We start from the raw sequence: 23,970 nt of genomic DNA, 5'->3' as shown, positions 1-23,970 counted from the left end.
CGCCCAACATCGATCGATCTATGCAACGCTAACGGGGTCCCTTTTGCGCGCCGATAGGGGGGCCCGATTGAACGCCGATTGACATCATATAGGCAAGCATGACCTCAGTGAGGGACTTCTTCGCCTTGAAAAAGCCGGAAATAGGTGTTCCGCCTGTGGTGGTGAAGATCAGTCCTCTGCTCTTGGGGGTAAGGTTCTGAAGTTCCTGCACCGCGAGGTCTGAAAGAGGAATGATGTGTTCCTCGTCGTTCTTCGCGCGAGCGGCTGGAAGCGTCCATTTGCGATCATCCAGATCGACCTCCGACCAGTCCATTTCGGCAACTTCCTGGCGTCGCTGCATCGTGAGGATCAGCATGCGGACGTAGGGACCCCACGGCCAGCCAGCCTGCTCGCTCGCTTTCCACAAGGCGACGATTTCGTCATCACTCAGCACCCTGCGACGCGCTGGAACTGGTTTTGGCGCCTTCATTCCCGCCAGCGGAGAAACCTCGATATCCTGCCGGTCGGTTGCCCAGTTAAAGAGCTTGCGCAAAACGGAATGGATGTCCTTGCGACGAGCCGGTCGATCAGAATAATCATCCAATACCTTGACGATATCGGCACGCGATATCTCTTCGACGGACCGGTCTCCCCAACGGGGAATAACCACGTTCCTCAATGTGTAATCCGCTTTTTTCCAAGTTCCCCGCCAATTCTCCTTGAGGTAGAGTTCGGTGAACTTCTCACAGTAGGCACGAAAGTTGAGCGTTGCCTTCCTCCGCTTGGCTTCACGCTCGACTTGGACGGGATCGATTCCCTGGTAAACCTTGATGAGAAGCCGTTCAGCTTCCTTGCGTGCAGTGACCGGCGTCCAGGGACTTCCCACCGGTCCTATTGTCGTGCGACGAGCTGGGCCGCCATCGACGCGATACTGAAAAACGAAGGACTGTGCTCCTCTCGGAGTGGTCCGGAGTCCGAAGCCCTTCAAACGGGTGTCCCACACGTAAATGTCGCGCTTCGGATCGGGACTGATAGAACGTATGGTGCGGACCGTGATCGACTGATTTGGCATGGTGAGACGCTCTCTCCACGTAATCGCCACGTAATCAGATGTCAGAAAGTCGTGGCGTAGGCTAAAATAATCCACGGCGGAAAAACTCCAACCGTTTCAAGCCTTTGAGCGTAGTCTAGCGCAACATTTCTAAGGAACGAAAAGAGTACAAAGCTCCGCTCTTAATCAGCGGGTCCTAGGTTCGAACCCTAGTGCGTCCACCATTTTATCCTCTGTGATGCTACACGATTATCCCGGCCCCTGCTTATTGCGCCGCGTGGATGTTCAGCGGTTCATCGCGGTCGAGCATATGCGTCAGGAAATCGCGCTCGTTGTTGCGAGTTAACCAAACTTTGATGTCGCGAACCGGCATCGGTCGGCTCAGCAGAAAGCCCTGAACGCTTTCGCATCCCTCGCGGCGAAGTGTCGCGAGCTCATTACAATTTTCGACTCCCTCCGCCAGTGTTTCCATGCTCAGTGCGGCGGCAAGCGTCGTAATGGGGCGGATGATGGCATGAGCATTTTTGCCATCGGACAAATCGGCTACGAAACGGCGATCGATCTTCACCGTGTCGAAGGAAAAGGCCCGCAGATAGGCGAGCGACGAGTAACCCGTTCCGAAATCATCGAGCGCGATCCGCACGCCGAGTCGCCGGAGTTCGTGCAGCGCGGCCAGGGTCGTTTCGACATCGGCTATGAAAATGCTTTCGGTGATTTCAAGTTCGAGCCGGCTCGGCGCGATCCCGCTGGCGGCAATGCAGGCCTTGATCCGTTCGATGAGGTCCGGCGCGGCGAATTGCCTGGGCGAAATATTGACGGCAACGGACAGATCGCCTGGCCAATGGCTTGCCTGGCGACATGCTTCCTGAACGACCCATTCGCCCATGGGGAGGATAAGCCCTGTTTCCTCTGCCAAGCCGATGAAATCGTTTGGCGCGACCATTCCGTGCACCGGATGCTTCCAGCGGATCAGCGCCTCGAAACCTTGAGCCTGTCTTTCCTCAGGCTGTAGATCGGTTGAAAATAAAGTTCGAAACTTTCTTCTGCGATGGCATCACGAAGGTCGAGTTCCATCTGACGGCGTTGCCGCGCCTGCTCATCGAGCGAGGGTTCGAAGAAGCGATGGGCGGCCCGGCCCTCGCTCTTTGCGCGATCGAGAGCGAGGTCGGCATGCTTCATCAACATACCGCCATCCGCCCCGTCGCCCGGGGTGACCGCGATGCCGAGGCTCGCCGTCGCAACGGTTTTCCGCCCGGCCATCTCGATTTCCTGTGCAAAGCAGGCTTGCACCTTGCGGGTGAGCGCATCGAGATTCTCTCCCGGCATAATATCGTCGATCATGATGGCGAATTCGTCACCCCCCCAGACGAGCAATCGTGCCATCGGCCAGATCCCGACGCAGCGTATTGGCGAGCTCGACGAGCATCGCATCTCCGGCGGAGTGGCCGCGCGTTTCATTGACCGTCTTGAAATCGTCGAGGTCGGCGTAAATCACCATGACGTGCCGGTTCTCTCTCCGGCGCGAAAGGGTGAGCGCCAGTTGCTCGGCAAATAATTTTCGGTTCGGAAGATTGGTGAGCCCGTCATGCAGCCCGATGTGAATGATCTGCTTCTCGCGCTCCTCAATCGCCTCTGTCATCGTGTTGAAACTGGCGGCGAGGCGGCCAATCTCGTCCTCCCTTTCCACCGACAACGCAACCCGGTCGCCCGCGCTGATCATTCGGGTCGCTTCATCCAGCTTGCGCAGCGGTGCGGTGATGCTTTTCGCCACCCGCCAGCTCAGCGCGACGACCAGCAAAAGCCCGGCACCGGCGAGTGCGGCAAGAAGCCAGCGAAGCGAAGAATATTGCGCAAGCGATCGGGTCAGCGAATATTGCAGGACGAGCACCGGGCGAAGGTCATCCTCAAGTGTACGCAGGTTCGAGACGCGATATAGCATGCGCTCGCCCTCGCTCAGCTCGAAAACCTCATCTGGCGGCGCATTCGCGATTGCTTGCGGAAGCCTCTCCCGCCGCATCACCGCGGCCCTGAGATCGATCGCGCCCAGATCGACGAGGCGAGTCAGTTCCGTCTGATCGAGCGGCTGCGTCACGACGAGCCAGCCGATGAGGTCGGGTACCTCGATCGGCGACGCGGCCGCAAGCGCGAGTTGCCCGCCTTGCATGATCACCCCATAGCCCTGCCCATTGTCGAGCGCGTTCCACAGCTTGGCCGGATCGGGCATGACGTCACCGGTCGAACCGACGAGCGAGGCATCGTAACCCACGACGAAGGCCGATCGGCTTCCCGACCGTTCGCGGAGGCTGGCTAGCGCGCTGGCGAGCGTTGGGCGGTCGGCGGTGGCGACCGCTTCGCGAAATCCGAAATCGCGGGAAAGAACGTCGCTCGAACTGCGCATCTGCCGCGCGCGCATGGCCAGGATTTCTTCGAAAACATGCGCGTTGGCGGCAAGATCGTCCGTCGCTTCGTTTTCGGCGAACCGATCGATTGCCTGCCCCACGATGGCGAGAATGACCGAAAGCACGGCGGCGAACAATCCTGCATAGAGCGCCGCCATGCGCCACTTCAACGAACCGAAGCGGATAAAATCGACACGCCTGATCGCGCTCACCGCAGGCGGATCCCGATTTTGCGGGAAAAGTCTCCGTTTAACGAAACGCTCGCGCGCATTTCATTGGCCGGCCCCCGGAGCCGCGGGTGCCAGACCGTCATGACGGCGCTACCGGTGGGAATGCCCGCTATTTGGACAAGCCCGTTTGCGTCCGTCTTGGCAGCGAATGGCGTTTCCACCACGCGCACATAACCGCGCATGGCGTCATGAATATTGCAGCCCAGCGCCGCCGCGCCGGCAATATCGAATTTCTGCGCGCGCGTTTGTTCACGTCCGTAAAGGTCGATCTCGAACCGGGCGATCCGTGAAAAGCTGTAGATACTGTGGCGAACCCGGTCGAGATTGGGAAAGGCGACCACGCTCCCCTTCGCGACGATAAGCGTGCCGGGCGTGAATTTGAGGTCCTTTTGCGCCATGGCCGCGCGCCAGGCGAACCGGGGGGGGCGATGTCGTGCCTGTTGCGGGCGTGATTTCCACCACCGCATCGCGCACCGGCATCCCGTGTTCGTCGACGACCTGCACCCGCGCGGAAACGCTTCTGACAGCGAGGGTCGCCGTGGCCGGAAGCGCGAATGCGATACAAGCAAGGAGGATGGCGACGAGTTTCTTCACAGCCGCATCCGATAGTGCCGAAAGCTTAATAAAGTGCTTGAGCCGACCCAGCGATTAGGGGGCCTTAACGATGCCCCCCTAGATAGCGGGGCATGAGCAGAGCGCGTTCCCTTCCGGCCATCCTTGGCGCGTTCCTGTCGCTTGCCACCCCCGCATTCGCGCAGGATGATGTCCCGTTCGTGCCGGGCAATGCCGATGCGGCGGCCTTGCGCGGCGGCAAGCTGCTGCTCACCAACGGGGTCAGCACGGTCGAAGGGGGGAGCGGCGGCGGCATTGCCACCTGGGCCACGATTGGCGGGCTTGAGATGCCGGGCGACATAGGGATGACCGGGAACGTCACGCTCATCGAATTGCCGGATTTTGGTTTTCAAAGCCACGGCGTCGCGCTCGGCATATCGAACCGGATCGAGCTGTCCTATACGCGTCAGAATTTCGACACCCGGGATGTCGGTACCGCGCTCGGCCTTGGCAAGGAATTTACCTTCAATCAGGATATCTTCGGGGCAAAGCTACGGCTGTTCGGCGACCTTGTCTACGGCGACCCGCTGCTTCCGCAGGTCAGCATCGGGGTGCAGCACAAGCGAAGCCGTGACGCTGCAATCGTGCGCGCGGTGGGGGGCCGGGACACGAAAGGCACCGATATCTTCATAAGCGCGTCCAAACTGTTTCTCTCGCCCAGCATGCTCGCATCGGCCACGGTGCGCCGGACGAAAGGAAATCAGGGTGGGTTGCTCGGCTTCGGAGGGGCGAATGGCAAACATGGCCGGCTGCAATTCGAAGGCTCGCTCGCATATCAACTTTCGCGTCGCGCCGTGTTTGGCGCCGAATATCGTAGCAAGCCGGACAATTTCAGGCTCGGCGAAGATGACTGGATGGATGTCTTCGCCGCCTATGCGGTGAGCGACCACGTCACGATCACCGCGGCCTATGCCGATCTGGGCTCCATCGCCACGGTCGAGGATCAGCGCGGTGCTTTCCTGTCGGCACAGATCGCGCTGTGACCGTCCTTCGCGTCCCCCGACCCGCCCCGTTACGAGGCCATTTCCCATGATCGGCGTTCTTCTTGCATTTTTCACCATGCAGGTCGCACCCCACCCCGTTTTCGACGGCGATGTCGACTGGGACAAAGAATTTGGCATGGAGGAACGTGTTCGCGATCCTGATACCGGTGAATTTCCAGTCGATCCGTATGCACAGGACGATCGAAATGCCGGGGCAAAGCCTTTCGAAGGGTCCGCGGTGGCGGCGCATTTCGGGGGTAAGGACAGCATTCGCCGCATTGCGGTGCGAACCGTCGAGCTTTCGCAATCCGATCCGCGTATCGCCGCGATATTCGCAGGCCATGACATGGTGCGATTGCGGCGGACCCTGTTCGAACAGTTCTGCTATATTCTCGGTGCGGGCTGTACCTATACCGGGCGCGATATGGCGGCGGCGCATGATGCGATGGGTGTTCGGATGGGCGACATGAACGCGCTGGTCGAAAACCTGCAACAGGCCATGCGCGAAGAAGACGTGCCCTTCGCGGCGCAAAATCGCTTCCTCGCAAAGCTGGCCCCGATCTCGCACGATGTCATCGCGCCATAGAAACCGCAGGGAAGATCCGCGAAAGTCTTCGACCTAGACACCTTCGCCCGCCATCTATCGCACCGTCAGCGAAAGATCACGCGGGGCCGTGCTTTCCACCCCGACCGGCCATTTCGGGCGATACGGCGTTTCCAGCATTGCGATCTCTTCCTCCGTGAGGGAAAGCCGGGTCGCGGCCACGGCGGAGGCGATGTGGCCCGCCTTGGTTGCGCCCACGATAGGGGCGATCGTCGCAGGCTTGGAGTAGTGCCAGGCGAGCGCCACCGTCGCACGTTCGACCCCGCGCGCGGCGGCGATTTCGCCCACAGCCTCGATCACCGCACGATCGGCATCCTCGTGCTGTCGGTACAGCGTCCTGCCGAAACCATCGGTTTCGCTGCGCACGGTGCGTTCGTCCGGGGCGCGGGCAAGCCTGCCGCGTGCGAGGGGGTTCCACGGGATCAACCCAACGCCCTGATCCGTGCAGAGCGGGATCATTTCGCGCTCCTCCTCGCGGTAGAGCAGGTTGACGTGGTTCTGCATCGAGATGAACGGCGTCCATCCGTGGGCGCGCGCGACCTCCTGAGCCTTGGCGAACTGCCACGCATACATGCTCGATGCGCCGATATAGCGGGCCTTTCCAGCCTTCACGATATCGTGCAACGCCTCCATCGTTTCCTCGATCGGCGTGTCGTTGTCCCAGCGATGGATCTGATAAAGATCGACGTAATCCATCTTCAGCCTCTTCAGGCTGTCGTCCATCGCCTGCATCAGGCTTTTGCGCGACAAACCGCCCGCGTTGGGCGCCTGACGCCAGGGTAGAAACGCCTTGGTCGCAACGACAATCTCGTCGCGATGCGCGAATTGGGGAAGCAGGCGGCCGATCACCTCTTCTGACGATCCGCCGGAATACATATTCGCAGTGTCGAAAAAATTGATGCCTGCCTCTACCGCCTCACGGATGAAGGGGCGGCTTTCCTCCTCGCCCAAAACCCAATCGCCATGCCAGCCCCGCCGCGTATCCCCGTAGCTCATGCAGCCGAGGCACAGACGCGATACCCGAAGACCCGAGCGGCCAAGTGTGATGTATTCCATGATGCTCTCCTTCGCCCGCCAAGCCTTGGGCCGACATTGCGCGAACGCTGCATGGCCGCAAGGCTGGTGTCAAAGGACCCACACGCTGGCACTCCCGATCGTCAGGCCGATCACGGCCGCGATGGCGAGCGTTCGCAAGGACTGCCTGCGCATTTCGGCCGCGGCCTTCCGCCGGTAGTGCGCGCCCGGACGGATCGGAACGGCCTTGAATGGCTTCTTGAAGCCCATCCAAATTGTCTAGCGGCGGAATCGAGGATCCTGCAATCTTCAGCGAGGAAAAACCGGTCCGACTTTGAGGCGGGGGCGCTATGTGTTCCGCTCGTCAATATGGCGCGCGTCGCATGGAAGATTGCTCGTCGTATGCATGGTCGCTTCGTCTCTCCCAATCCAAGGACGGTTCAGCGTGCGAACCGACGGGGTTGGCCCATCCAATGGACCACCGGCACGCGACCCGCTGCCTGATGCGAAGACCGATCATGGCGGTGTCTTTTGCTCGCGGTTAGGTTCGCAGCAGATCGGTTGATCCAGGCCGGGAGCTATCGCATGCCTCTTTCGCACATCGCGCGCCGCCTATCGCTGTCCGGTCAACATGCCCAATGACCCGCGCATTGCATTTGGCCGATGAGAGCACGTCGCCAGACCAACAAAAGATGCAGATCGTCCGACAGAGAACTATGCCCGCACCGTAAAGATTTCCGGAGTTCGCCGGCGCATAGGATATTAGCGATGCATGCGGGAACAGATTTCCCGACGCAGCTCGGCGTTGCGGACAGTGTTCAAAAATAACTGAAAAGCCGGTGATCGCACCCCGGATCGCCAATTGGTAGCGGAGGAGGGACTCGAACCCCCGACACGCGGATTATGATTCCGCTGCTCTAACCAACTGAGCTACTCCGCCCCGAAAGGCGCCGAACGGTCGCGAAACCACTCGACAGGCGGGCGTCTTAGGCGCGGTTTTCAAAAGGGTCAACCGCTTTGCTCACCGCTTTTTGCGAAAGCGCCAATGCGTCGCTTTTTCCCACGGCCCGCCACGATAATAATGCGCTTCAACCCCGACAAATGCGAATTTACGTGGCGAAAATTCGCTGCGAAGGCGCGTTTGCAAGTGCCTCGCTTCGTCCCCCGAAACCTTGTTCTGCACGGTGATGTGAAGATTGGGCCGATGGCTGTCCTGCGCGGTCAGCGCCCCCGCGAAACGGTCGGCCACGATGGCGCGCAGGTTCAGCAGATCGGGGCTGATGATCTTGACGGCCGTACCGCGGCCGAGCGACATGACCGAATCGAGCGAGGCCGGGACCGGCCCCGTCTGCGCGCACAGATCGGCCAGCAAATGCCGCAATTCCCGTTCGCATGACGGCGGAATCGCATGAAACAGCGTCACATGGGCGTCGATATAATTCCGTTCCGGCGGAAAATATTCACGCCGCAAACCCTGTGCCCACGAAAAAAGCTCGGGCGGCAGGGTCGCCGTCACGATGAGGGGCGCCGGACCAGCCTGCGCCCCCTCCCACCGATCAACCATTCTTCAGCGCGTCGAGCACCTTGTCCGGCGCGGACACGCCGTAGGGGTCTTCGTCGGCGCCGGTATCGTTGATGCCCGGTTCCTCGAACCAGTCGGTGACGACATTGTCCTTCACGATCATGGCGTAACGCCACGACCGCTGACCGAAGCCCAGATGATCCTTGTTGATCAACATACCCATGCGGCGCGTGAAATCGCCAGAGCCATCGGGCAACATCTTCACCTTTTCGAGGCCAAGATGCTTCGACCATTGATACATGACGAAAGCATCGTTCACCGCGATGCAGTAAACCTCGTCCGCGCCCGCCGCCTTGAAATCGTCATACATCGATTCGTAGCTTGGGCATTGTTCGTTCGTGCAGGTCGGCGTGAATGCGCCCGGTAGCGAGAATGCGACGATCGTCTTGCCCGCCCATTCGTCCCGCACCGGAAAATCGCGCCAGCGGAACGGGTTTTCGCCTTCCACGCTCTCGTCGCGGATGCGGGTTTTCAATGTGACGTCGGGAATATGTTTGTGCATGGATATGCCCCTGTTGGCCTTGGAGAAATATGACATTTGCCAAGGGAACGGCGGCATTGGCAGGCGGTTCCGAAAACCGCCCCCACCCCGGAACGCGGCGCTGCTTCAGATTTCGCCGCGGGCGCGCCGGATCGCGCGCCATTTGCGCACGTTTTCGTTATGCCCGGCCAGCGTATCGGCAAACACATGCCCGCCCGTCCCGTCCGCCACCATGTAAAGCGCATCCGTATCCGCGGGGTTCAGCACCGCACGGATCGATTCGCGTCCAGGGTTCGTGATCGGGCCTTTGGGCAGGCCATCCATCGAATAGGTGTTGTAACCATTGACCGCATTGATTTCGGACCGGCGGATCCGGCGGCCAAGCGGCTTGCCCTTGGTAATGGGATAGATGATCGTCGGGTCGGCCTGCAGCCGCATGCCGGTCTTTAGCCGATTGGTATAAAGTCCGGCGACCATGCGCCGTTCCTTGGCCACGCCGGTTTCCTTCTCCACCACGGATGCGAGTGCGAGCGTTTCCGCCGGGGTCGAAACCGCAATATCCTTCGACCGTTGCGCCCATGCCTCGGCCAGGAATTCGTCCATCGCGGCTTCCATGCGGGCGAGGACGTCGGCCCGGCTTTCCCCCCGCTCGAAATCATAGCTGTCGGGAAGGACCGCGCCTTCTTCCGGCACGGGGATCGTGCCGGTCAGCAAAGGCTCCGCCATCAGCCTTTCGTGCACCATGATGGAGGGCAAACCCTCAGGAATGGTAACGAATCGGCGAATGACGTCGCCATTCTGAAAGATATCGAGGATGCGCGCCGGCGACGCGCCCGCCGGCAGGAGGAACTCGCCCGCCTGCACCGGATCGCCGCCGCCGAATATCTTCGCGCGCAGAAGGAACCCATCGGCCGAACCGATGATGTCCTCGCTCTCTAGCTTTTCGGCAATCGCCGTCAGGGTCGCGCCCGATGGCACGACGAAGGGGCGCTCCTCATCGAGGTTGGCGGCGCCGTACCATCCGCTCGCGAAAATGGCCGCGGCGACCAGAACGGCAAGGATGGCCGCCGCGATCGCGCCGATCATCCAGCGCGGAACCGTGCGCCCCGCCGCCATATCAGACCGCCTTCATCACCAGCGACGCATTCGTCCCGCCAAAACCGAAGCTGTTGTTGAGCACGGCCTTGACCTTGCGCTCCTTCGCCGTGTGGGGGACGAGATCGACCCCCTTGCAGCTCTCGCTCGGGTTATCGAGATTGAGCGTCGGGGGCACGACCGAATCGCGCATCGCCAGCATGCAGAAGATCGATTCGACCGCGCCTGCCCCGCCCAGCAGATGGCCGATCGCGGATTTGGTGCTGCTCATCGAAAGTGTATCGACCGCGCTCCCGAAAAGCCGCCGAACCGCCCCCAGTTCCAGCTCGTCGCCGAGCGGGGTCGAGGTGCCGTGCGCGTTGATGTAATCGATCTCGGACACATCGACACCCGCCTTGCGCAGCGCCATTTCCATCGAGCGATAGGCACCCGACCCGTCGGGATGCGGCGCGGTTACGTGGTGCGCGTCGCCCGAAAGGCCATAGCCGAGCACCTCGGCATAGATCTTGGCGCCGCGGGCCTTCGCCTTTTCATATTCCTCGAGCACGACGACGCCGGCACCCTCGCCCATGACGAAACCGTCGCGGTCGACGTCATAGGGGCGGCTCGCACGCGTGGGATCGTCGTTGAAATTGGTGGACAGGGCACGCGCCTGCGCGAAACCGGCAATGCCGATGGGACAGATCGTCGCCTCCGCACCGCCCGCCAGCATCACGTCGGCGTCGCCTTCGCGGATCATGCGCGCGGCATCGCCGATGGAGTGCGCGCCGGTGGAACAGGCGGTCACCACAGCATGATTCGGCCCCATCAGCCCGTAACGAATGGAAACCTGCCCGGAGATCAGGTTGATCAGCCGTCCGTGAACGAAATGCGGCGACACGCGGCCCGGCCCCTTTTCGGCGAGGATCAGCGATTCCTTCTCGATCCCCGGCAGACCGCCGATGCCCGAACCGATGGAGCACCCGGCGCGAAACCGTTCCTCCTCGCTCATGTCGAGCAGGCCGGCATCCTCGATGGCCTGACCGGCGGCGTCGATGCCGTACACGATGAAGGGATCGACCTGGCGTTGAATCTTGTGATCGACACGCTTGTTCGCGTCGAAGCCATATTCATGGTCCGCCGGCTTCACCTCGCATGCGATGCGGCATTTCTGATTGCTGGCATCGAAACGTTCGATCGGACCCGCGCCCGATTTTCCGGCCAGGATGTTTTTCCAGACCGTTTCGACATCGGCCCCAAGCGGGGTCACCAGACCCAGACCGGTTACGACCACACGACGCATCAGCACACTCCGATTGTTCCCTTCGGCCACATGCCATGGCCGGTTCCATTATGCATATATCCGATTCCAAGGGGCCGGATACGCAACAGGCCCAGCCCAGCGGGCCGAGCCTGTCGGTAAGCGGCCCGCCCACGCCTTGCAATGATCAAGGCATGGCGGGCAAGGACCGTCTTATCAGCCCTTGTGCTCTTCGATATATTTCACCGCGTCGCCCACGGTGGTGATCTTCTCGGCGGCATCGTCGGGGATCTCGACACCGAATTCCTCTTCGAATGCCATGACCAGCTCGACGATGTCGAGGCTGTCCGCGCCCAGATCGTCGATGAAGCTTGCATCCATCGTCACCTTGTCGGCTTCGACGCCCAGATGCTCGACCACGATCTTCTTTACGCGTTCCTCGGTATCGCTCATGAAATGCCCTCTCGCTCAAAGCGGTTAAAAATCAGGGGTTCGCCCTAGTCAACGGTTCGCGGGCTGGCAAGTGCCGATCGGGTTCAAATATTTCACCGCCATCGGCCCGTGCCCGCCCGCAATAAGTTCAGCCATCGCCGAGGCGGTCGGTCCGCACGGCTTGCTCGGTCGCCGGCCTGGGCGGTTCGACCGTGCGAATGTGCAATTCCTTCAACTGCTTCGCGGTCACGGCGGACGGCGCCGCCATCATCAGATCCTCGCCCTTCTGATTGAGCGGGAAGGCGATGACCTCGCGAATGTTCGGTTCATCCGCCAGCAGCATGACGATGCGGTCGATGCCTGGTGCCGAACCGCCGTGCGGCGGCGCGCCATATTTGAACGCGTTGATCATGCCCGAAAAATTCGCGTCCACGTCTTCCTGCGAATATCCGGCGATTTCGAACGCCTTGTACATGATGTCGGGCCGATGGTTCCGGATCGCGCCCGACGACAATTCGTAGCCATTGCAAACGATGTCGTACTGCCACGCCAGAATGTCGAGCGGGTCCTTCGTCTCCAGCGCTTCCAGCTCGCCCTGCGGCATGGAGAACGGGTTGTGGCTGAAATCGATGCGCTTTTGCTCTTCGTCATATTCGAACATCGGGAAATCGACGATCCAGCAGAACTTGAAACAATCCTTTTCGATCAGGTCGAGCTCCTGCGCCGTACGGGTGCGCGCCGCACCGGCAAGCTTGGCCGCTTCCTTCTCCTTGCCCGCGGCAAAGAACAGGCCGTCGTCCTCGCCAAGGCCGAGCTCCTCGTAAAGCTTCGCCATGCCCTCTTCGCCGTGGTTCTTGGCGATGGGGCCGCCGAACGTGCCGCCCTTGCGCGTGACATAGCCGAGCCCTGCAAACCCTTCGCCGCGGGCCCAGTTGTTCATGTCGTCGAAGAACTTGCGGCTCTTGTCCGCGGTGTTCGGCGCGGGGATCGCGCGCACGACGCCGCCCGATCCGACGATCTTTTCGAACAGGCCGAAACCCGATTTTTCGAAATGCGGCGTGACGTCCGAAATGATGAGCGGATTGCGAAGGTCGGGCTTGTCGCTCCCGTATTTCAGCATCGCTTCGGCATAGGGAATGCGCGGAAAATCGCCCGCCTTCGTCACGCTCTTGCCGTTGGCGAACTCCTCGAACACGCCGGCGAGTACGGGTTCCAGCGTCTGAAACACGTCTTCCTGCGTGACATAGCTCATCTCGAAATCGAGCTGGTAAAATTCCAGGCTGCGATCGGCGCGCAGATCCTCGTCCCGGAAACAGGGCGCGATCTGGAAATAGCGGTCGAACCCTGCGACCATGAGCATCTGCTTGAACATCTGCGGGGCCTGCGGCAGCGCGTAGAACTTGCCCGCGTGCAGACGGCTCGGCACGAGGAAATCGCGCGCGCCCTCGGGGCTGCTTGCCGTCAGGATCGGGGTCTGGAACTCGGTAAAGCCCTGATCGACCATGCGGCCGCGGATCGAGGTGATGACCTTCGAACGCAGCAGGATATTGGCGTGCACCTTTTCCCGGCGCAGGTCGAGAAAACGGTGCTTCAGCCGGATTTCCTCCGGATATTCGGCATCGCCCGCGACCGGCATCGGCAATTCGTCGGCGCGGCTCTGCACCGTGATCTCGCGCACGAACACCTCGATCTCGCCTGTGGGGAGGTTCGCGTTGACCGTCGCGGCATTGCGGGCCTTCACCTCGCCGTCGATGGTGATCACGCTTTCCACGCGAAGCCGGTCCAGCATGTCGAGCGCGGGGCTGTCCTCGTCCGCGACGAGCTGCGTGATGCCGTAATTGTCGCGCAGGTCGACGAACAACACGCCGCCGTGGTCGCGCTTGCGATGGATCCATCCGGACAGGCGAACGGTTTCGCCGGTGTTGGCGGCGGTCAGGGCGCCGCAATTATGGGTGCGATAGGGATGCATGGGAAGTTCGTGCTTTTTGCAAGAATGAAAGAATGTCCGGCGCCCTAGGTCAAAGCGCGCCGCTTTTCCAGTGGGCAATGCCGCCGCGCCCCCACGAAGGCGCGCGTGCTTATTGAACCTTCCCCCACTTCGGCGTAACGCATGCGTCAGATGAAGATACATGACCTGATCACCGACACCGCCGCGCTGAGCGATCTTTGCCAGCGTTTCGCTTCTGCCGACTTCGTTGCGGTCGATACCGAATTCATGCGGGAATCGACATATTGGCCGCTGCTCTGCCTCGTGCAGATTTCCGATGGGAAAGAAGCCGCCGCGATCGATCCGCTCGCCGACGGGATCGACCTTACTCCGCTGCTCGACCTTCTCACCGATAATGAGGACGTGCTGAAAATCTTCCACGCCGGCGGGCAGGATGTGGAGATCATCTACAACCTCACCGGAAAGACACCGCACCCCATCTTCGACACGCAGATCGCGATGATGGCCATCAGCCAGTCGGAGCAGATCGGCTATTCCAACCTGGTCGAAACCTGGCTCAATTTCTCGGTCGACAAGGGCGCGCGCTTTACCGACTGGTCGCGCCGTCCCCTGACCGATCGGCAGCTTGAATATGCGATCGGCGACGTCACCCATCTGGCGAAGATATTCCCGCGCATGCTGGACCGGTTGATGGAAACCGGGCGCGGCGAATGGCTCAATGTCGAGATGGAAAAGCTCGCCGATCCCGAACATTACCGCAACGATCCGGACGAGCAATGGCGCCGCATCCGCGCGCAGGGGCGCAAGCCCGACGTGCTCGGCCGGTTGAAGGCGCTGGCCGCATGGCGCGAGATCGAGGCGCAGGACAAGGACATCCCCCGCGGCCGCATAATGCGCGATGAAACGCTCGCCGACATCGCCGCCCACCCCCCGCGGCAGCAGGGCGACCTTGCCAAGGTGCGCGGCCTGTCCAACGGGTGGAAGGACAATGATATCGGCAAGAGATTGATGGACGTGGTGTCCGCCGCGCCCCCCCTCCCCGTCGACGAGATGCCGGAGCGCAAGCGCGGCACCCCGCTCGGCAAGGAAGGGGCGCTGGTCGCCGATCTGCTGAAACTCCTGCTCAAGATCCGCAGCCGGGAGATCGACGTCGCATCGCGCCTGATCGCGCGCTCCGACGATCTTGAAAACCTGGCCGCCGGGGTGCGCAAGGGGCTGCCCCTGCTCGAAGGGTGGCGTTACGAACAATTCGGCCGGGATGCGCTCGACCTGGTGGAGGGCAAGGTCGCCTTTGCCGTGAAGGACGGGCGAATCACCAAGACCCGGGTCGACGACAGGCCGGTGCCGACCGCGTGATGGCCGGTGCAGCGCAGCGATGAAGAACAGTTACCTGCCCACGCTGAAACAGTTGCAATATCTGCTGGCGCTGCATGAGCAGGGGCATTTCGGGCGCGCGGCGGAAAGCGTCTATGTCTCCCAATCCACGCTTTCGGCCGGAATACGCGAACTGGAATCGCTGCTCGGCGTGACCTTGGTCGAACGGACGCGGCGGGTCGTGCGCTTTACCCCTCTCGGCAATCGGGTGGTGGAAAAGGCGCACCGGCTGCTGCGCGAGGCGGAGGAATTGAGCGAGCTTGTCGCCTCGGCGGGAAAGCCGCTTTCGGGCGAGCTTCGGATGAGCGTGATCCCGACCATCGCGCCATTCCTGCTCCCCCGCATTCTGCCCCGCCTGCGCCGCGAACGCCCGCAACTGAAGCTGTTCCTGCGCGAGGAGCCGAGTGCCGACGCCATCGAATCGCTGCATCACGGGCGGTCGGATTGCGTGCTTCTCGCGCTGCCCTTCGCGGTGGGGGATGTCGAGCATGAGCATATCTCGAACGATGAATTGCTCATCGCTTTTCCCAAGGACGATCCGCGCGATCCGCCCGAAATCATCCCGCCGGCGATGATCGATGAAGGGCGTCTGCTCCTGCTCGAGGATGGGCATTGCCTCAAGGAACATGCGCTGGCCGCGTGCAACCGTCCCGAACTGCGCGCGAATGCAACGATGATCGGGACCAGCCTGCACACGCTGGTGCAGATGGTGGACAACGGGCTTGGTCTGACCATGTTGCCGCAAATGGCGATCGATGCGGGAATCCTGCGCGATACCGACGTGGTGGCGCGCCACCTGCAATCCGAAAATCCGACGCGCGAGATTGCGCTGGTCTGGCGCCGCAACAGCCCGCGCGGGGACGAATTCCGCCTTCTGGCGCAGGAATTGCGCGAAGGGTGACGCCCTTCGCGGCCAGAAATCAATCCATGTGGCGAAGGCCGATGCGCAGGTAATCCCACCCGGTAATGACGGTCAGCACCGCCGCGCCCCACAGGCTGACGATGCCGACAAGGTGGATCCACACCTGCCCCGGTATCCCTTGTGCGAGGATCAGCGCGCCGAGCGAAATGATCTGCAAGGTGGTCTTCCACTTCGCGAGGCGGGACACCGGCACCGAGACCTGCACCCCTGCAAGAAATTCGCGCAGGCCCGACACCGCAATCTCTCGAATGAGGATGATCAGCCCCGCCACCACGTGCAGATCGCCGAAAAACGGCCCGCGCAATGCCCCCTGCGCCGTGAGCACGAGGATGACCGCGGCCACCATGATCTTGTCCGCGATGGGGTCGAGAAAAATGCCCAGCCGGCTGACCCGCCCGCTCGCCCGCGCGAGATAGCCGTCGAAATAATCCGTAATCCCCGCAAGCGAATAGACGACGAACGCGGCGAGATAGCCGATCGTCCACCCCGGCCACCACATCAGCACGGCAAGCAGCGGAACGGCGAAAATTCGCGACAGGGTGAGGAGATTCGGTAGAGTCAGCATGATGTCGCCTGCGCGCATAGCGGGAAACTTCGCCGCAATGAAACAAATTGCGGCACCCGCCCCGCGCCCAAGGGGTTGTGCCGCGCCCGTCAGCGTTTAATGCCATGGGCGAGAACCGCGACCGGATATTGCATGACCCTATCGACTCGACTGATGAAACAACGGCGGTTCGTGCCTCTCTTCGTCACGCAGATGCTGGGCGCGTTCAACGACAACCTGTACAAGAACGCGATGGTGCTGTTCGTCGTGTATTCGGTCTACAGTTCCGAAGAGGCCGAGGCCCGGTTTTCGGCCATCGCGTCGGCCGTGTTCATCCTGCCCTATTTCCTGCTGTCCGCGCTTGCCGGGCAATTGGCGGACATGCGCGACAAGGCCGCGATCATCCGGTGGATCAAGCTGGCCGAAATCGGGATCATGGTCGCGGGCGCGGCCGGGCTTGTCCTTGCCTGGCAAGCGATCGCGGTCGAAAGCATGGCGATACCGCTGCTGCTGATCGCGCTGTTCGCGATGGGGGTGCATTCGACATTCTTCGGTCCGATCAAATATGCAATCCTGCCGCAGCACCTTCACGATGACGAGGTGCTGGCCGGCACGGGGCTGGTGGAGGCCGGGACCTATCTCGCCATTCTGGCCGGAACGATTCTCGCGGGCTGGGTGCCGGTGGAATGGGCGGCGATCCTCGTGATTCTCCTGGCCATCGCGGGATATGTTGCCGGGCGTCAGGTGCCCCCCGCCCCGGCACAGGGCGATGTCGAGCCGATTGACTATAATGTGTGGCGAAGTTCGATCCGCGTCATTCGCGATACCATGGTCGATTCGCGCGTGTTCTACGCCATTATCGCGATCAGCTTCTTCTGGACCATAGGGGCGGTGCTCTTCATCGAATTCCCGCCGCTTGCCAAAAATGTCCTGACCGCAAGCAAGGAGGTGGCCAGCCTGTTCCTCGTCGTGTTTTCGGTGGGCGTGGCCATCGGTTCCATGGCGATCAACGGGTTGCTGAAGGGCAAGGTTTCGGCGCGCTATGCCCCTGTATCGGTGATTGCGATGGGCATTTTCATCGTGCTGTTCCACTTTGTCTGCCTTGCCTGGACCCCGCTTGCTTCCGGGCTGCTGGGGCCGCTCGACTTCATTGCGCGTCCGTTGGCATGGCCGCTGCTTGCATGTCTTTTGGGGATTGCGATCTGCGGAGGCATGTTCGTCGTGCCGCTTTACGCCTTTCTCACCACGGTGGTGAAAAAGACGCAGACCGCGCGCACCATCGCGGCGAACAATATCTTGAACGCGATCGCAATGACAGGCGGATCGCTGCTCGCCGTGATGCTGACGGGTATGGGTGTCTCGATCGAGGATCAGCTGCTGCTTGCCGCGGCGATGTGCATCGGTTCCGCGTGGCTCGGCTTCGTCCTGTATCGCGCGGAAAAGCGGTTGATGAGCGCGGGCTAGGCTTGCCGGCGTTTCATGATCGTCAGAAGATGAAGGCGCCGACCGCGAGGAAACCGGCGCAATAGGCCAGCAGGAAATCGCGCGTATCCTGCATGCTCAGACGCCCGAACGCGCGCAACCGGGCTAAGAACGGGCGGCGCGCCGGTCTGTCGCTCCCGTGGCGCGCGGCTTGGCCGAAACCTGTTGAGCGCCCCTTAACCGCGGTTTCGCTGACAAATATGAGAGAGGCTGGCAAGGGGGGCATCGATCGATCTCCGCAATCCACCGGACTCAAGCGAAAGTCCGAGGGTCACCTTAACCGAATCTCAACCAATTGGTTTCGTATCGAATCTTGCTGTCCTGATTCGGGGCAGAGCCCGAACGTCGCTCAACCCTTTGCCATCTGAAGAATGATCTTCCACTCTTCCGGGCGCACCTCGCCAACCGAAAGGCGGGAAAGCTTTACCAGCTCCATCTCTTCGAGTTCGGGCGTGGCCTTGACCTGCTTCAACGTGACCGGGTGTTCGAGCTTGCGGACAGGCTTCACCTTGACCGCAGCCCATTTGCCGGTTTCATCGGTCGGATCGGTTATGCCGTCCTCGCTGATCTCGACGATGCCGACGATCTCCAGCCCGATATTCGAGTGGTAGAAGAAAGCCTGATCGCCCTTCTTCATCGCGATCAGATTGTTCTTCGCCTTGTGGTTGCGGACGCCGTCCCAGGTGCCTTCGCCCTGCTCCACAAGGTCGTCCCACGAATAGACATCGGGTTCCGATTTCATCAGCCAGTATCGACGCGCCATTCCTGCCTCCCTCCAAGCTTTCGTCCGTGCATAGGGATCGCGCGCAAAGGCGCAAGCCGCAGCCCGCTAAACTGCACAGGCGCGCGGCGAACGGGCGAAAATGATCGCCATATGGCGATCATACGAACCTCTAAAAATAAGCTGAAAGCATAAGGAAAAATGGTGGAGCCGAGGGGGATCGAACCCCTGACCTCTACAATGCCATTGTAGCGCTCTCCCAGCTGAGCTACGGCCCCGTCATTTTTCGAAGGCGGCGATGGGCCGCGGCCTTCGTTTCGCCGACGTCATCGCGTCGGGAGCCGGCTCTTTAGGGAGAGGTTTCGATCCTGGCAAGCGGAAAAATCGGAAAATTCCGATGCGCGCCAGTTTATCCGTCACCACCGCCAATCGGCCGGTCGGAACGGCGCGCGGAAGGTTCGGGATCGTCCCCACCCGCGCGCCGTCACAGCATCAGCTGTCCTCTTCGTCGTCGTCCTTCACATTGGCGACGCCGAGATCGTCGTCACCGCCAAGGTCGACATCGTTATCCGGCGAATCGTCGTCGTCATCCACGTCCAGATCATTGTCGAGATCGTCATCGCCAAGATCGGAATCGTCGTCCTTCTTCTTGTCCTTCGTCTCCTCGAAGGGGATGGGCTGCTTGCTTTTCAGCACGGGTTCGGGCGTCCATTCGTTCCCGCACTCGATGCAGTGGACCGGATCGTCCTTGCCGAGATCGTAGAAGCGGGTTCCGCATTTCGGGCAGGTGTGCTTTGCACCCCATTCGGGCTTGACCATGAAATTCCTCGTCTGGCGATGCCGGCGAAACAAGGGGCCGGCATATCTTGCTGCAATATTAAATGGGCGCGCGAGGGACAGGCTTCAACCGCATGTCCGTCCCTGCGAAGAGCGCGCGCCTTGCCATAGGCCGGTGCCCCTGTCAAAAGCCCGCCGCAATGACGACATCCGGACCCCGCCCATGACCGCGCCCGATCACCCCGCCAATCGCCTGCGCCCTCACAGGTTCCGTGCTCTCGGGCCGCTGACCGGGCGGATGCGTGTGCCCGGCGACAAATCGATCAGCCACCGCGCGATCATGCTGTCATCGCTGGCCGTGGGACACAGCACGATTTCCGGCCTGCTCGAAGGGGAGGACGTGCTTGCCACCGCGGCCGCCATGCGGGCGATGGGGACAAGGGTCGTGCGCGGCGACGACGGTATCTGGCATGTTGACGGGGTGGGAAGCGGCGGATTGCTGCAACCCGAAACCGTGCTGGAGATGGGGAATTCGGGCACGTCGACACGCCTGTTGATGGGCCTTGTCGCGAGCCACGGGATCACCGCCACCTTTACCGGCGATGCCAGCCTTTCGAAACGGCCGATGGGACGGGTCATCGAACCGCTCTCGCTGATCGGTGCGGACTTCACGGCGAGCCCCGGCGGGCGGCTCCCCCTCACTATGCGTGGCGCACATCCGGGCGTGCCGATCCGCTACGAATTGCCCGTCGCCTCGGCACAGGTGAAGAGCGCGGTGCTTCTTGCCGGATTGAATATCGAAGGCGAAACCACCGTCGTAGAGCCCGTCGCCACGCGCGATCATTCGGAACGGATGCTGCGCGGGTTCGGCGCCGATCTTTTCGTGGGCGAGGAGAACGGCGCGCGGGTCATTACCATTGCCGGTCCCTGCGAATTGCAGGCGCGCGATATCGTCGTGCCGGGCGATCCGTCCTCCGCCGCGTTTTTCGTCGTGGCCGCATTGCTGGTGCCAGGCTCCGACCTGATCCTTGAAAATGTCGGGCTCAATCCCACCCGATCGGCGCTTTTTGCCGTGCTGCGCGACATGGGCGGGTCGATCGAGGAGCAGGACCGCCGCGAGGTTGGCGGCGAGCCTGTGGCCGATCTGCGCGTGCGGCATTCCGCGCTTTGCGGCGTGGAGGTGGACCCCGCCGTCGCGCCGGCCATGATCGACGAATTTCCCGTGCTGTTCGTGGCGGCCGCCATGGCGAGCGGGCGCACGGTCACGCGGGGCCTCGAAGAATTGCGGGTGAAGGAATCGGACAGGCTATCGGCGATGGCGGCGGCGCTTACCCTTGCGGGCGCGCGGGTCGAGGAAACCGCCGATGGGCTGGTGATCGACGGGCGCGGTGGCGATCCCCTCCCCGGCACGCTCGAAGGAACACGGGTCGCCACCCATCTCGACCATCGTATAGCGATGAGCATGGCCATCGCCGGATCGCGCAGCGTGGACGGCGTCGAAATCGATGACGTGACACCTATCGCCACCAGCTTCCCCGCGTTCGAAACCCTGCTCGACGAGGCCGCACGGTGACGAGCGGCACCGCCAATATCGTCGGGTTCGCCGGCATGCTGTGCATCGTGTCCGCCTATGGCTATCTCACCGCGCGCGAGGCGCCCAACCCGTTTATCGTCCATAGCGTGAACCTGCTCGGCGCCGGTCTGCTGGCGGTCTCGCTCACCGTGAACACCAATCTGCCCTCGCTCGTGCTGGAAGGCATATGGGCGTGTGTCGCCATATGGGGCCTGGTGAAGGCCGCCGCCGCCCGCAGGAGCGAGCCATGATCATTGCCGTGGACGGCCCGACCGCATCGGGCAAGGGCACTATCGCCAAGGGGCTGGCCAAGCATTACCGACTGCCGCATCTCGACACCGGGCTTCTCTATCGCGCGGTCGGGCGGCAGGTGCGGCTGAATGGCGGGGATCCGGACGATCCGCTCGACGCGGCGCGGGCCTGCGAATTTCCGGACAGCCTGCTGATTGAACCGATCCTGCGGACAGAGGCGGTCGGTGCGCTGGCGAGCCGGGTATCGGTGCACAAGCGCGTGCGGGCCGCATTGCTGGCCCGGCAACGCGCCTTTGCCGCGCGGCCCGGCGGCGCGGTTCTGGACGGGCGCGACATCGGCACGGTGATCGTGCCCGAGGCGACGGTCAAGCTGTTCGTCACGGCAAGCCTTGAGGCGCGGGCCAAACGCCGCTTTCGCGAAAGCCAGAGCCGGGGCGAGGATGTCACGCTGGACGCGATCCACGCCGATCTGATGCGGCGGGACGCGCGGGACCGGAACCGGGCGGAGGCGCCGCTTGTCGAGGCGGCGGATGCATTGGTTCTCGACAATTCGAATCTCGACGCGGCCGAATCGCTGGCCGCCGCCATCGCTCTCGTCGAAAAACGGCGCGGCGGGCAGGGCTGATCGGGTACGAAAGGTTCCGCCGCGGGGCGGTTTCGCTTGCAATTCCCCGGAAATTCACTTACCCGCGCGCCCGTTCGACGGGTTTTGACAAGCACCGTTCGAAGGCTGGCAGGACGCGCCGACAGGCGCATCCTTTGCATGCATCCGTTGGCATCGCGTCATCCGGTTCGCCCGGCCGCGCCGCTCGCGTTTCGCAATATTGCCAGGCTTCGTTGGCGAAAGCCCCGAGAACGCCTGTACCGGCATGGGGCCGTGCGGGCAGTTCGGCCAAAAGACCGGCGGAAAAACCGCCTGGCCGGAAACATCGATTGAACAGGATTTCACCTACATGGCCACTTCGGCAAACCCGAGCCGCGACGATTTCGCGGCAATGCTCGACGAAACGCTTGGTAATGAGGCCGATGGCGGCTTCGAAGGCCGCGTCGTCATGGGCACCGTCACCGGTATCGAGAACGACAAGGCGATCATCGACGTCGGGCTCAAGAGCGAAGGCCGCATCCGCCTTTCCGAATTCGCGCCGCAGGGTCAGCCGCACGGCCTGTCCGTGGGTGACGAAGTCGAAGTGTATGTCGACCGCGTGGAAAATGCCGACGGCGAAGCGATGCTGTCGCGCGACCGCGCCCGCCGCGAGGCCGCATGGGACCGTCTCGAAAGCGAATTCGGCGAAGGCAAGCGCGTCGAGGGTCAGATCTTCGGCCGCGTCAAGGGCGGCTTCACCGTGGACCTCGACGGCGCCGTCGCGTTCCTTCCTGGTTCGCAGGTCGATATCCGCCCGGTGCGCGACATCGCCCCGCTGATGGGCATTCCTCAGCCTTTCCAAGTGCTCAAGATGGATCGTCGCCGCGGCAATATCGTCGTGTCGCGCCGCGCCGTTCTCGAGGAAACCCGCGCCGAACAGCGTCAGGAACTGATCGAGAAGCTGGCCGAGGGTCAGGTGATCGACGGCGTGGTGAAGAACATCACCGATTACGGTGCGTTCGTGGATCTTGGCGGTATCGACGGCCTGCTCCACGTCACCGACATGAGCTACAAGCGGGTCAACCATCCGAACGAGATCGTGAACATCGGCGATACCGTCACAGTGCAGATCATCCGCATCAACGCCGATACGCAGCGCATCTCGCTCGGCATGAAGCAGCTTGAGAGCGATCCGTGGGACGGCGTCGCGGCGAAATATCCGGTCGGCATGAAGATGTCGGGCACGGTCACGAACATCACCGAATATGGTGCGTTCGTCGAACTGGAACCGGGTATCGAGGGCCTCGTGCACGTGTCCGAGATGAGCTGGACCAAGAAGAACGTCCACCCCGGCAAGATCGTTTCGACGAGCCAGGAAGTCGAGGTCATGGTGCTCGAAGTCGATTCGGAAAAGCGCCGCATCTCGCTCGGCCTCAAGCAGGCGCAGTCGAACCCCTGGGACGATTTCGCGGAGAAGCACCCGATCGGCTCGACCGTCACCGGCGAAGTCAAGAACGCGACCGAATTCGGCCTGTTCATCGGCCTCGATGGCGACGTCGACGGCATGGTTCACATGTCCGACATCGCGTGGGGCATTTCGGGTGAGGACGCCCTCGCCCTGCACCGCAAGGGTGAGGAAGTCGAAGCCGTGGTTCTCGACATCGATGTCGAGAAGGAGCGCATCTCGCTCGGCATGAAGCAGCTTGAAAAGGGCGCTCCGGCCGTTGGCGGCGGCGCGACCGATGGCCTGCGCCGCGGCGAAGTCGTCACCGTCACCGTTCTCGAGGTTCGCGATGGCGGTCTCGAGGTGCAGGTTGGCGAAGATGGCGCGACCGGTTTCGTGAAGCGTTCGGACCTTGGCCGCGACCGCGACGAGCAGCGTCCTGATCGTTTCCAGACCGGCCAGAAGGTCGATGCGATGGTCACCGGTTTCGACCGCACGAAAAAGCCCAACTTCTCGATCAAGGCGCGTCAGCTCGCCGAAGAGAAGGAAGCGGTGGCGCAGTACGGCTCGTCCGATTCGGGTGCGTCGCTCGGCGACATCCTGGGCGAGGCGCTCAAGGGCAAGAACTAAGCCCCTCGCGCTTCCATT

At 62.0% G+C, this 23,970-nt stretch carries 24 protein-coding genes, 2 tRNA genes and 1 pseudogene; 9 read left to right on the top strand and 18 right to left on the bottom strand.

Going from position 1 to position 23,970, the window contains the following annotated elements:
- Positions 1-28: 28 nt before the first annotated feature.
- From K4G67_RS08140 to K4G67_RS08120, 5 genes and pseudogenes are all read right to left on the bottom strand, one after another.
- A complete protein-coding gene (locus tag K4G67_RS08140; RefSeq protein ID WP_239805874.1) occupies positions 29-1,126 on the bottom strand; it encodes a tyrosine-type recombinase/integrase in 1,098 nt (365 codons plus the stop codon).
- Between the two features lie 169 nt (positions 1,127-1,295).
- Positions 1,296-2,006, bottom strand: a pseudogene (locus K4G67_RS08135) (putative bifunctional diguanylate cyclase/phosphodiesterase); the annotation flags it as partial.
- A complete protein-coding gene (locus K4G67_RS08130; protein WP_476695955.1) occupies positions 2,000-2,356 on the bottom strand; it encodes a diguanylate cyclase domain-containing protein in 357 nt (118 codons plus the stop codon). The gene K4G67_RS08130 and the pseudogene K4G67_RS08135, both read right to left, overlap by 7 nt.
- Positions 2,357-2,384: 28 nt before the next feature.
- Positions 2,385-3,641 carry a diguanylate cyclase domain-containing protein gene (locus K4G67_RS08125; protein ID WP_239805871.1) on the bottom strand — a complete coding sequence of 419 codons (1,257 nt, stop codon included), beginning with the start codon at positions 3,639-3,641 and terminating at the stop codon, positions 2,385-2,387.
- Positions 3,638-4,057: a cupredoxin domain-containing protein gene (locus tag K4G67_RS08120; protein ID WP_239805870.1), complete on the bottom strand. Its 420-nt coding sequence runs from the start codon at positions 4,055-4,057 to the stop codon at positions 3,638-3,640. The genes K4G67_RS08125 and K4G67_RS08120 overlap by 4 nt, the downstream gene beginning before the upstream one ends.
- Before the next feature lie 288 nt (positions 4,058-4,345).
- Here K4G67_RS08120 and K4G67_RS08115 point away from each other — a divergent pair, with 288 nt between their 5' ends.
- Positions 4,346-5,254, top strand: coding sequence for a DUF3034 family protein (locus K4G67_RS08115; protein WP_239805869.1), 909 nt, complete (start codon positions 4,346-4,348; stop codon positions 5,252-5,254).
- A gap of 46 nt (positions 5,255-5,300) precedes the next feature.
- The gene (locus K4G67_RS08110) at positions 5,301-5,840 is read left to right on the top strand and encodes a group I truncated hemoglobin (RefSeq protein ID WP_338026409.1); all 540 of its coding nucleotides are present in this window, start codon (positions 5,301-5,303) and stop codon (positions 5,838-5,840) included.
- 54 nt (positions 5,841-5,894) lie between these two features.
- Here K4G67_RS08110 and K4G67_RS08105 read toward each other — a convergent pair whose 3' ends face one another.
- The 9 genes from K4G67_RS08105 to aspS form a co-directional block, all read right to left on the bottom strand.
- Entirely contained in the window at positions 5,895-6,914 is a 1,020-nt protein-coding gene (locus K4G67_RS08105) for an aldo/keto reductase (RefSeq protein ID WP_239805868.1), read from the bottom strand.
- Between the two features lie 69 nt (positions 6,915-6,983).
- On the bottom strand, positions 6,984-7,142 hold the full coding sequence (locus K4G67_RS08100; RefSeq protein ID WP_239805867.1) for a hypothetical protein: 159 nt from the start codon (positions 7,140-7,142) through the stop codon (positions 6,984-6,986).
- A 593-nt stretch (positions 7,143-7,735) separates the two neighbouring features.
- A tRNA-Met gene (locus K4G67_RS08095) sits at positions 7,736-7,812 on the bottom strand.
- Between the two features lie 81 nt (positions 7,813-7,893).
- Positions 7,894-8,436, bottom strand: a complete 543-nt coding sequence (locus K4G67_RS08090; RefSeq protein ID WP_239805866.1) for a 2'-5' RNA ligase family protein — start codon at positions 8,434-8,436, stop codon at positions 7,894-7,896.
- Positions 8,429-8,956: a peroxiredoxin gene (locus tag K4G67_RS08085; RefSeq protein ID WP_239805865.1), complete on the bottom strand. Its 528-nt coding sequence runs from the start codon at positions 8,954-8,956 to the stop codon at positions 8,429-8,431. Before K4G67_RS08085 ends, K4G67_RS08090 begins: the two co-directional genes overlap by 8 nt.
- Before the next feature lie 105 nt (positions 8,957-9,061).
- Entirely contained in the window at positions 9,062-10,051 is a 990-nt protein-coding gene (gene mltG, locus K4G67_RS08080; protein ID WP_239805864.1) for an endolytic transglycosylase MltG, read from the bottom strand.
- 1 nt (position 10,052) lies between these two features.
- Positions 10,053-11,312: a beta-ketoacyl-ACP synthase II gene (fabF, locus tag K4G67_RS08075; protein WP_239805863.1), complete on the bottom strand. Its 1,260-nt coding sequence runs from the start codon at positions 11,310-11,312 to the stop codon at positions 10,053-10,055.
- 174 nt (positions 11,313-11,486) lie between these two features.
- The gene (locus K4G67_RS08070) at positions 11,487-11,723 is read right to left on the bottom strand and encodes an acyl carrier protein (RefSeq protein ID WP_047821044.1); all 237 of its coding nucleotides are present in this window, start codon (positions 11,721-11,723) and stop codon (positions 11,487-11,489) included.
- Positions 11,724-11,850: 127 nt separating this feature from the next.
- Positions 11,851-13,671, bottom strand: coding sequence for an aspartate--tRNA ligase (gene aspS / locus K4G67_RS08065; protein WP_239805862.1), 1,821 nt, complete (start codon positions 13,669-13,671; stop codon positions 11,851-11,853).
- A 150-nt stretch (positions 13,672-13,821) separates the two neighbouring features.
- Here aspS and rnd point away from each other — a divergent pair, with 150 nt between their 5' ends.
- Together rnd and K4G67_RS08055 are read left to right on the top strand one after the other, a co-directional pair.
- Positions 13,822-15,006 (top strand): ribonuclease D, encoded by a 1,185-nt coding sequence (gene rnd / locus K4G67_RS08060; RefSeq protein ID WP_239805861.1) that lies wholly within the window; start codon positions 13,822-13,824, stop codon positions 15,004-15,006.
- Between the two features lie 19 nt (positions 15,007-15,025).
- Entirely contained in the window at positions 15,026-15,925 is a 900-nt protein-coding gene (locus tag K4G67_RS08055) for a hydrogen peroxide-inducible genes activator (RefSeq protein ID WP_239805860.1), read from the top strand.
- A 19-nt stretch (positions 15,926-15,944) separates the two neighbouring features.
- Here the strand turns inward: K4G67_RS08055 and pgsA are convergent, their stop codons facing one another.
- On the bottom strand, positions 15,945-16,511 hold the full coding sequence (gene pgsA / locus K4G67_RS08050; RefSeq protein WP_202087726.1) for a CDP-diacylglycerol--glycerol-3-phosphate 3-phosphatidyltransferase: 567 nt from the start codon (positions 16,509-16,511) through the stop codon (positions 15,945-15,947).
- A gap of 132 nt (positions 16,512-16,643) precedes the next feature.
- Here pgsA and K4G67_RS08045 point away from each other — a divergent pair, with 132 nt between their 5' ends.
- Positions 16,644-17,954, top strand: a complete 1,311-nt coding sequence (locus K4G67_RS08045; protein WP_239805859.1) for an MFS transporter — start codon at positions 16,644-16,646, stop codon at positions 17,952-17,954.
- Positions 17,955-18,321: 367 nt separating this feature from the next.
- On the opposite strand, the gene K4G67_RS08040 is transcribed toward K4G67_RS08045, so the two are convergent.
- The 3 genes from K4G67_RS08040 to K4G67_RS08030 form a co-directional block, all read right to left on the bottom strand.
- A complete protein-coding gene (locus K4G67_RS08040; RefSeq protein WP_239805858.1) occupies positions 18,322-18,735 on the bottom strand; it encodes an EVE domain-containing protein in 414 nt (137 codons plus the stop codon).
- A 160-nt stretch (positions 18,736-18,895) separates the two neighbouring features.
- Positions 18,896-18,971: transfer RNA gene (locus K4G67_RS08035), tRNA-Ala, on the bottom strand.
- 214 nt (positions 18,972-19,185) lie between these two features.
- Complete coding sequence (locus K4G67_RS08030) at positions 19,186-19,512, bottom strand: FYDLN acid domain-containing protein (protein ID WP_239805857.1); 327 nt, start codon at positions 19,510-19,512, stop codon at positions 19,186-19,188.
- 181 nt (positions 19,513-19,693) lie between these two features.
- Here K4G67_RS08030 and aroA point away from each other — a divergent pair, with 181 nt between their 5' ends.
- The 4 genes from aroA (at position 19,694) to rpsA (ending at position 23,952) form a co-directional block, all read left to right on the top strand.
- The gene (aroA, locus tag K4G67_RS08025) at positions 19,694-21,043 is read left to right on the top strand and encodes a 3-phosphoshikimate 1-carboxyvinyltransferase (protein WP_239805856.1); all 1,350 of its coding nucleotides are present in this window, start codon (positions 19,694-19,696) and stop codon (positions 21,041-21,043) included.
- A complete protein-coding gene (locus K4G67_RS08020) occupies positions 21,040-21,294 on the top strand; it encodes a CBU_0592 family membrane protein (RefSeq protein ID WP_338026408.1) in 255 nt (84 codons plus the stop codon). Before aroA ends, K4G67_RS08020 begins: the two co-directional genes overlap by 4 nt.
- Entirely contained in the window at positions 21,291-21,920 is a 630-nt protein-coding gene (locus K4G67_RS08015; protein WP_239805855.1) for a (d)CMP kinase, read from the top strand. The genes K4G67_RS08020 and K4G67_RS08015 overlap by 4 nt, the downstream gene beginning before the upstream one ends.
- Before the next feature lie 328 nt (positions 21,921-22,248).
- Positions 22,249-23,952, top strand: a complete 1,704-nt coding sequence (gene rpsA, locus K4G67_RS08010) for a 30S ribosomal protein S1 (protein WP_239805889.1) — start codon at positions 22,249-22,251, stop codon at positions 23,950-23,952.
- The last annotated feature ends 18 nt before the right edge of the window (positions 23,953-23,970 follow it).

The organism is Croceicoccus hydrothermalis (assembly GCF_022378335.1).
GTDB classification, from domain to species: Bacteria; Pseudomonadota; Alphaproteobacteria; order Sphingomonadales; family Sphingomonadaceae; genus Croceicoccus; species Croceicoccus hydrothermalis.
This window is presented reverse-complemented; position numbering and strand designations above follow the sequence as displayed.

What these genes read in the sequence shown, in the direction of transcription:
- K4G67_RS08130 (WP_476695955.1), bottom strand. Translation starts at nt 2,356, where the DNA reads ATGCCGGGAGAGAATCTCGATGCGCTCACCCGCAAGGTGCAAGCCTGC.
- K4G67_RS08120 (WP_239805870.1), bottom strand. Translation starts at nt 4,057, where the DNA reads ATGGCGCAAAAGGACCTCAAATTCACGCCCGGCACGCTTATCGTCGCG.
- K4G67_RS08115 (WP_239805869.1), top strand. Translation starts at nt 4,346, where the DNA reads ATGAGCAGAGCGCGTTCCCTTCCGGCCATCCTTGGCGCGTTCCTGTCG.
- K4G67_RS08110 (WP_338026409.1), top strand. Translation starts at nt 5,301, where the DNA reads ATGATCGGCGTTCTTCTTGCATTTTTCACCATGCAGGTCGCACCCCAC.
- K4G67_RS08105 (WP_239805868.1), bottom strand. Translation starts at nt 6,914, where the DNA reads ATGGAATACATCACACTTGGCCGCTCGGGTCTTCGGGTATCGCGTCTG.
- K4G67_RS08100 (WP_239805867.1), bottom strand. Translation starts at nt 7,142, where the DNA reads ATGGGCTTCAAGAAGCCATTCAAGGCCGTTCCGATCCGTCCGGGCGCG.
- K4G67_RS08090 (WP_239805866.1), bottom strand. Translation starts at nt 8,436, where the DNA reads ATGGTTGATCGGTGGGAGGGGGCGCAGGCTGGTCCGGCGCCCCTCATC.
- K4G67_RS08085 (WP_239805865.1), bottom strand. Translation starts at nt 8,956, where the DNA reads ATGCACAAACATATTCCCGACGTCACATTGAAAACCCGCATCCGCGAC.
- mltG (WP_239805864.1), bottom strand. Translation starts at nt 10,051, where the DNA reads ATGGCGGCGGGGCGCACGGTTCCGCGCTGGATGATCGGCGCGATCGCG.
- fabF (WP_239805863.1), bottom strand. Translation starts at nt 11,312, where the DNA reads ATGCGTCGTGTGGTCGTAACCGGTCTGGGTCTGGTGACCCCGCTTGGG.
- K4G67_RS08070 (WP_047821044.1), bottom strand. Translation starts at nt 11,723, where the DNA reads ATGAGCGATACCGAGGAACGCGTAAAGAAGATCGTGGTCGAGCATCTG.
- aspS (WP_239805862.1), bottom strand. Translation starts at nt 13,671, where the DNA reads ATGCATCCCTATCGCACCCATAATTGCGGCGCCCTGACCGCCGCCAAC.
- rnd (WP_239805861.1), top strand. Translation starts at nt 13,822, where the DNA reads ATGAAGATACATGACCTGATCACCGACACCGCCGCGCTGAGCGATCTT.
- K4G67_RS08055 (WP_239805860.1), top strand. Translation starts at nt 15,026, where the DNA reads ATGAAGAACAGTTACCTGCCCACGCTGAAACAGTTGCAATATCTGCTG.
- pgsA (WP_202087726.1), bottom strand. Translation starts at nt 16,511, where the DNA reads ATGCTGACTCTACCGAATCTCCTCACCCTGTCGCGAATTTTCGCCGTT.
- K4G67_RS08045 (WP_239805859.1), top strand. Translation starts at nt 16,644, where the DNA reads ATGACCCTATCGACTCGACTGATGAAACAACGGCGGTTCGTGCCTCTC.
- K4G67_RS08040 (WP_239805858.1), bottom strand. Translation starts at nt 18,735, where the DNA reads ATGGCGCGTCGATACTGGCTGATGAAATCGGAACCCGATGTCTATTCG.
- K4G67_RS08030 (WP_239805857.1), bottom strand. Translation starts at nt 19,512, where the DNA reads ATGGTCAAGCCCGAATGGGGTGCAAAGCACACCTGCCCGAAATGCGGA.
- aroA (WP_239805856.1), top strand. Translation starts at nt 19,694, where the DNA reads ATGACCGCGCCCGATCACCCCGCCAATCGCCTGCGCCCTCACAGGTTC.
- K4G67_RS08015 (WP_239805855.1), top strand. Translation starts at nt 21,291, where the DNA reads ATGATCATTGCCGTGGACGGCCCGACCGCATCGGGCAAGGGCACTATC.
- rpsA (WP_239805889.1), top strand. Translation starts at nt 22,249, where the DNA reads ATGGCCACTTCGGCAAACCCGAGCCGCGACGATTTCGCGGCAATGCTC.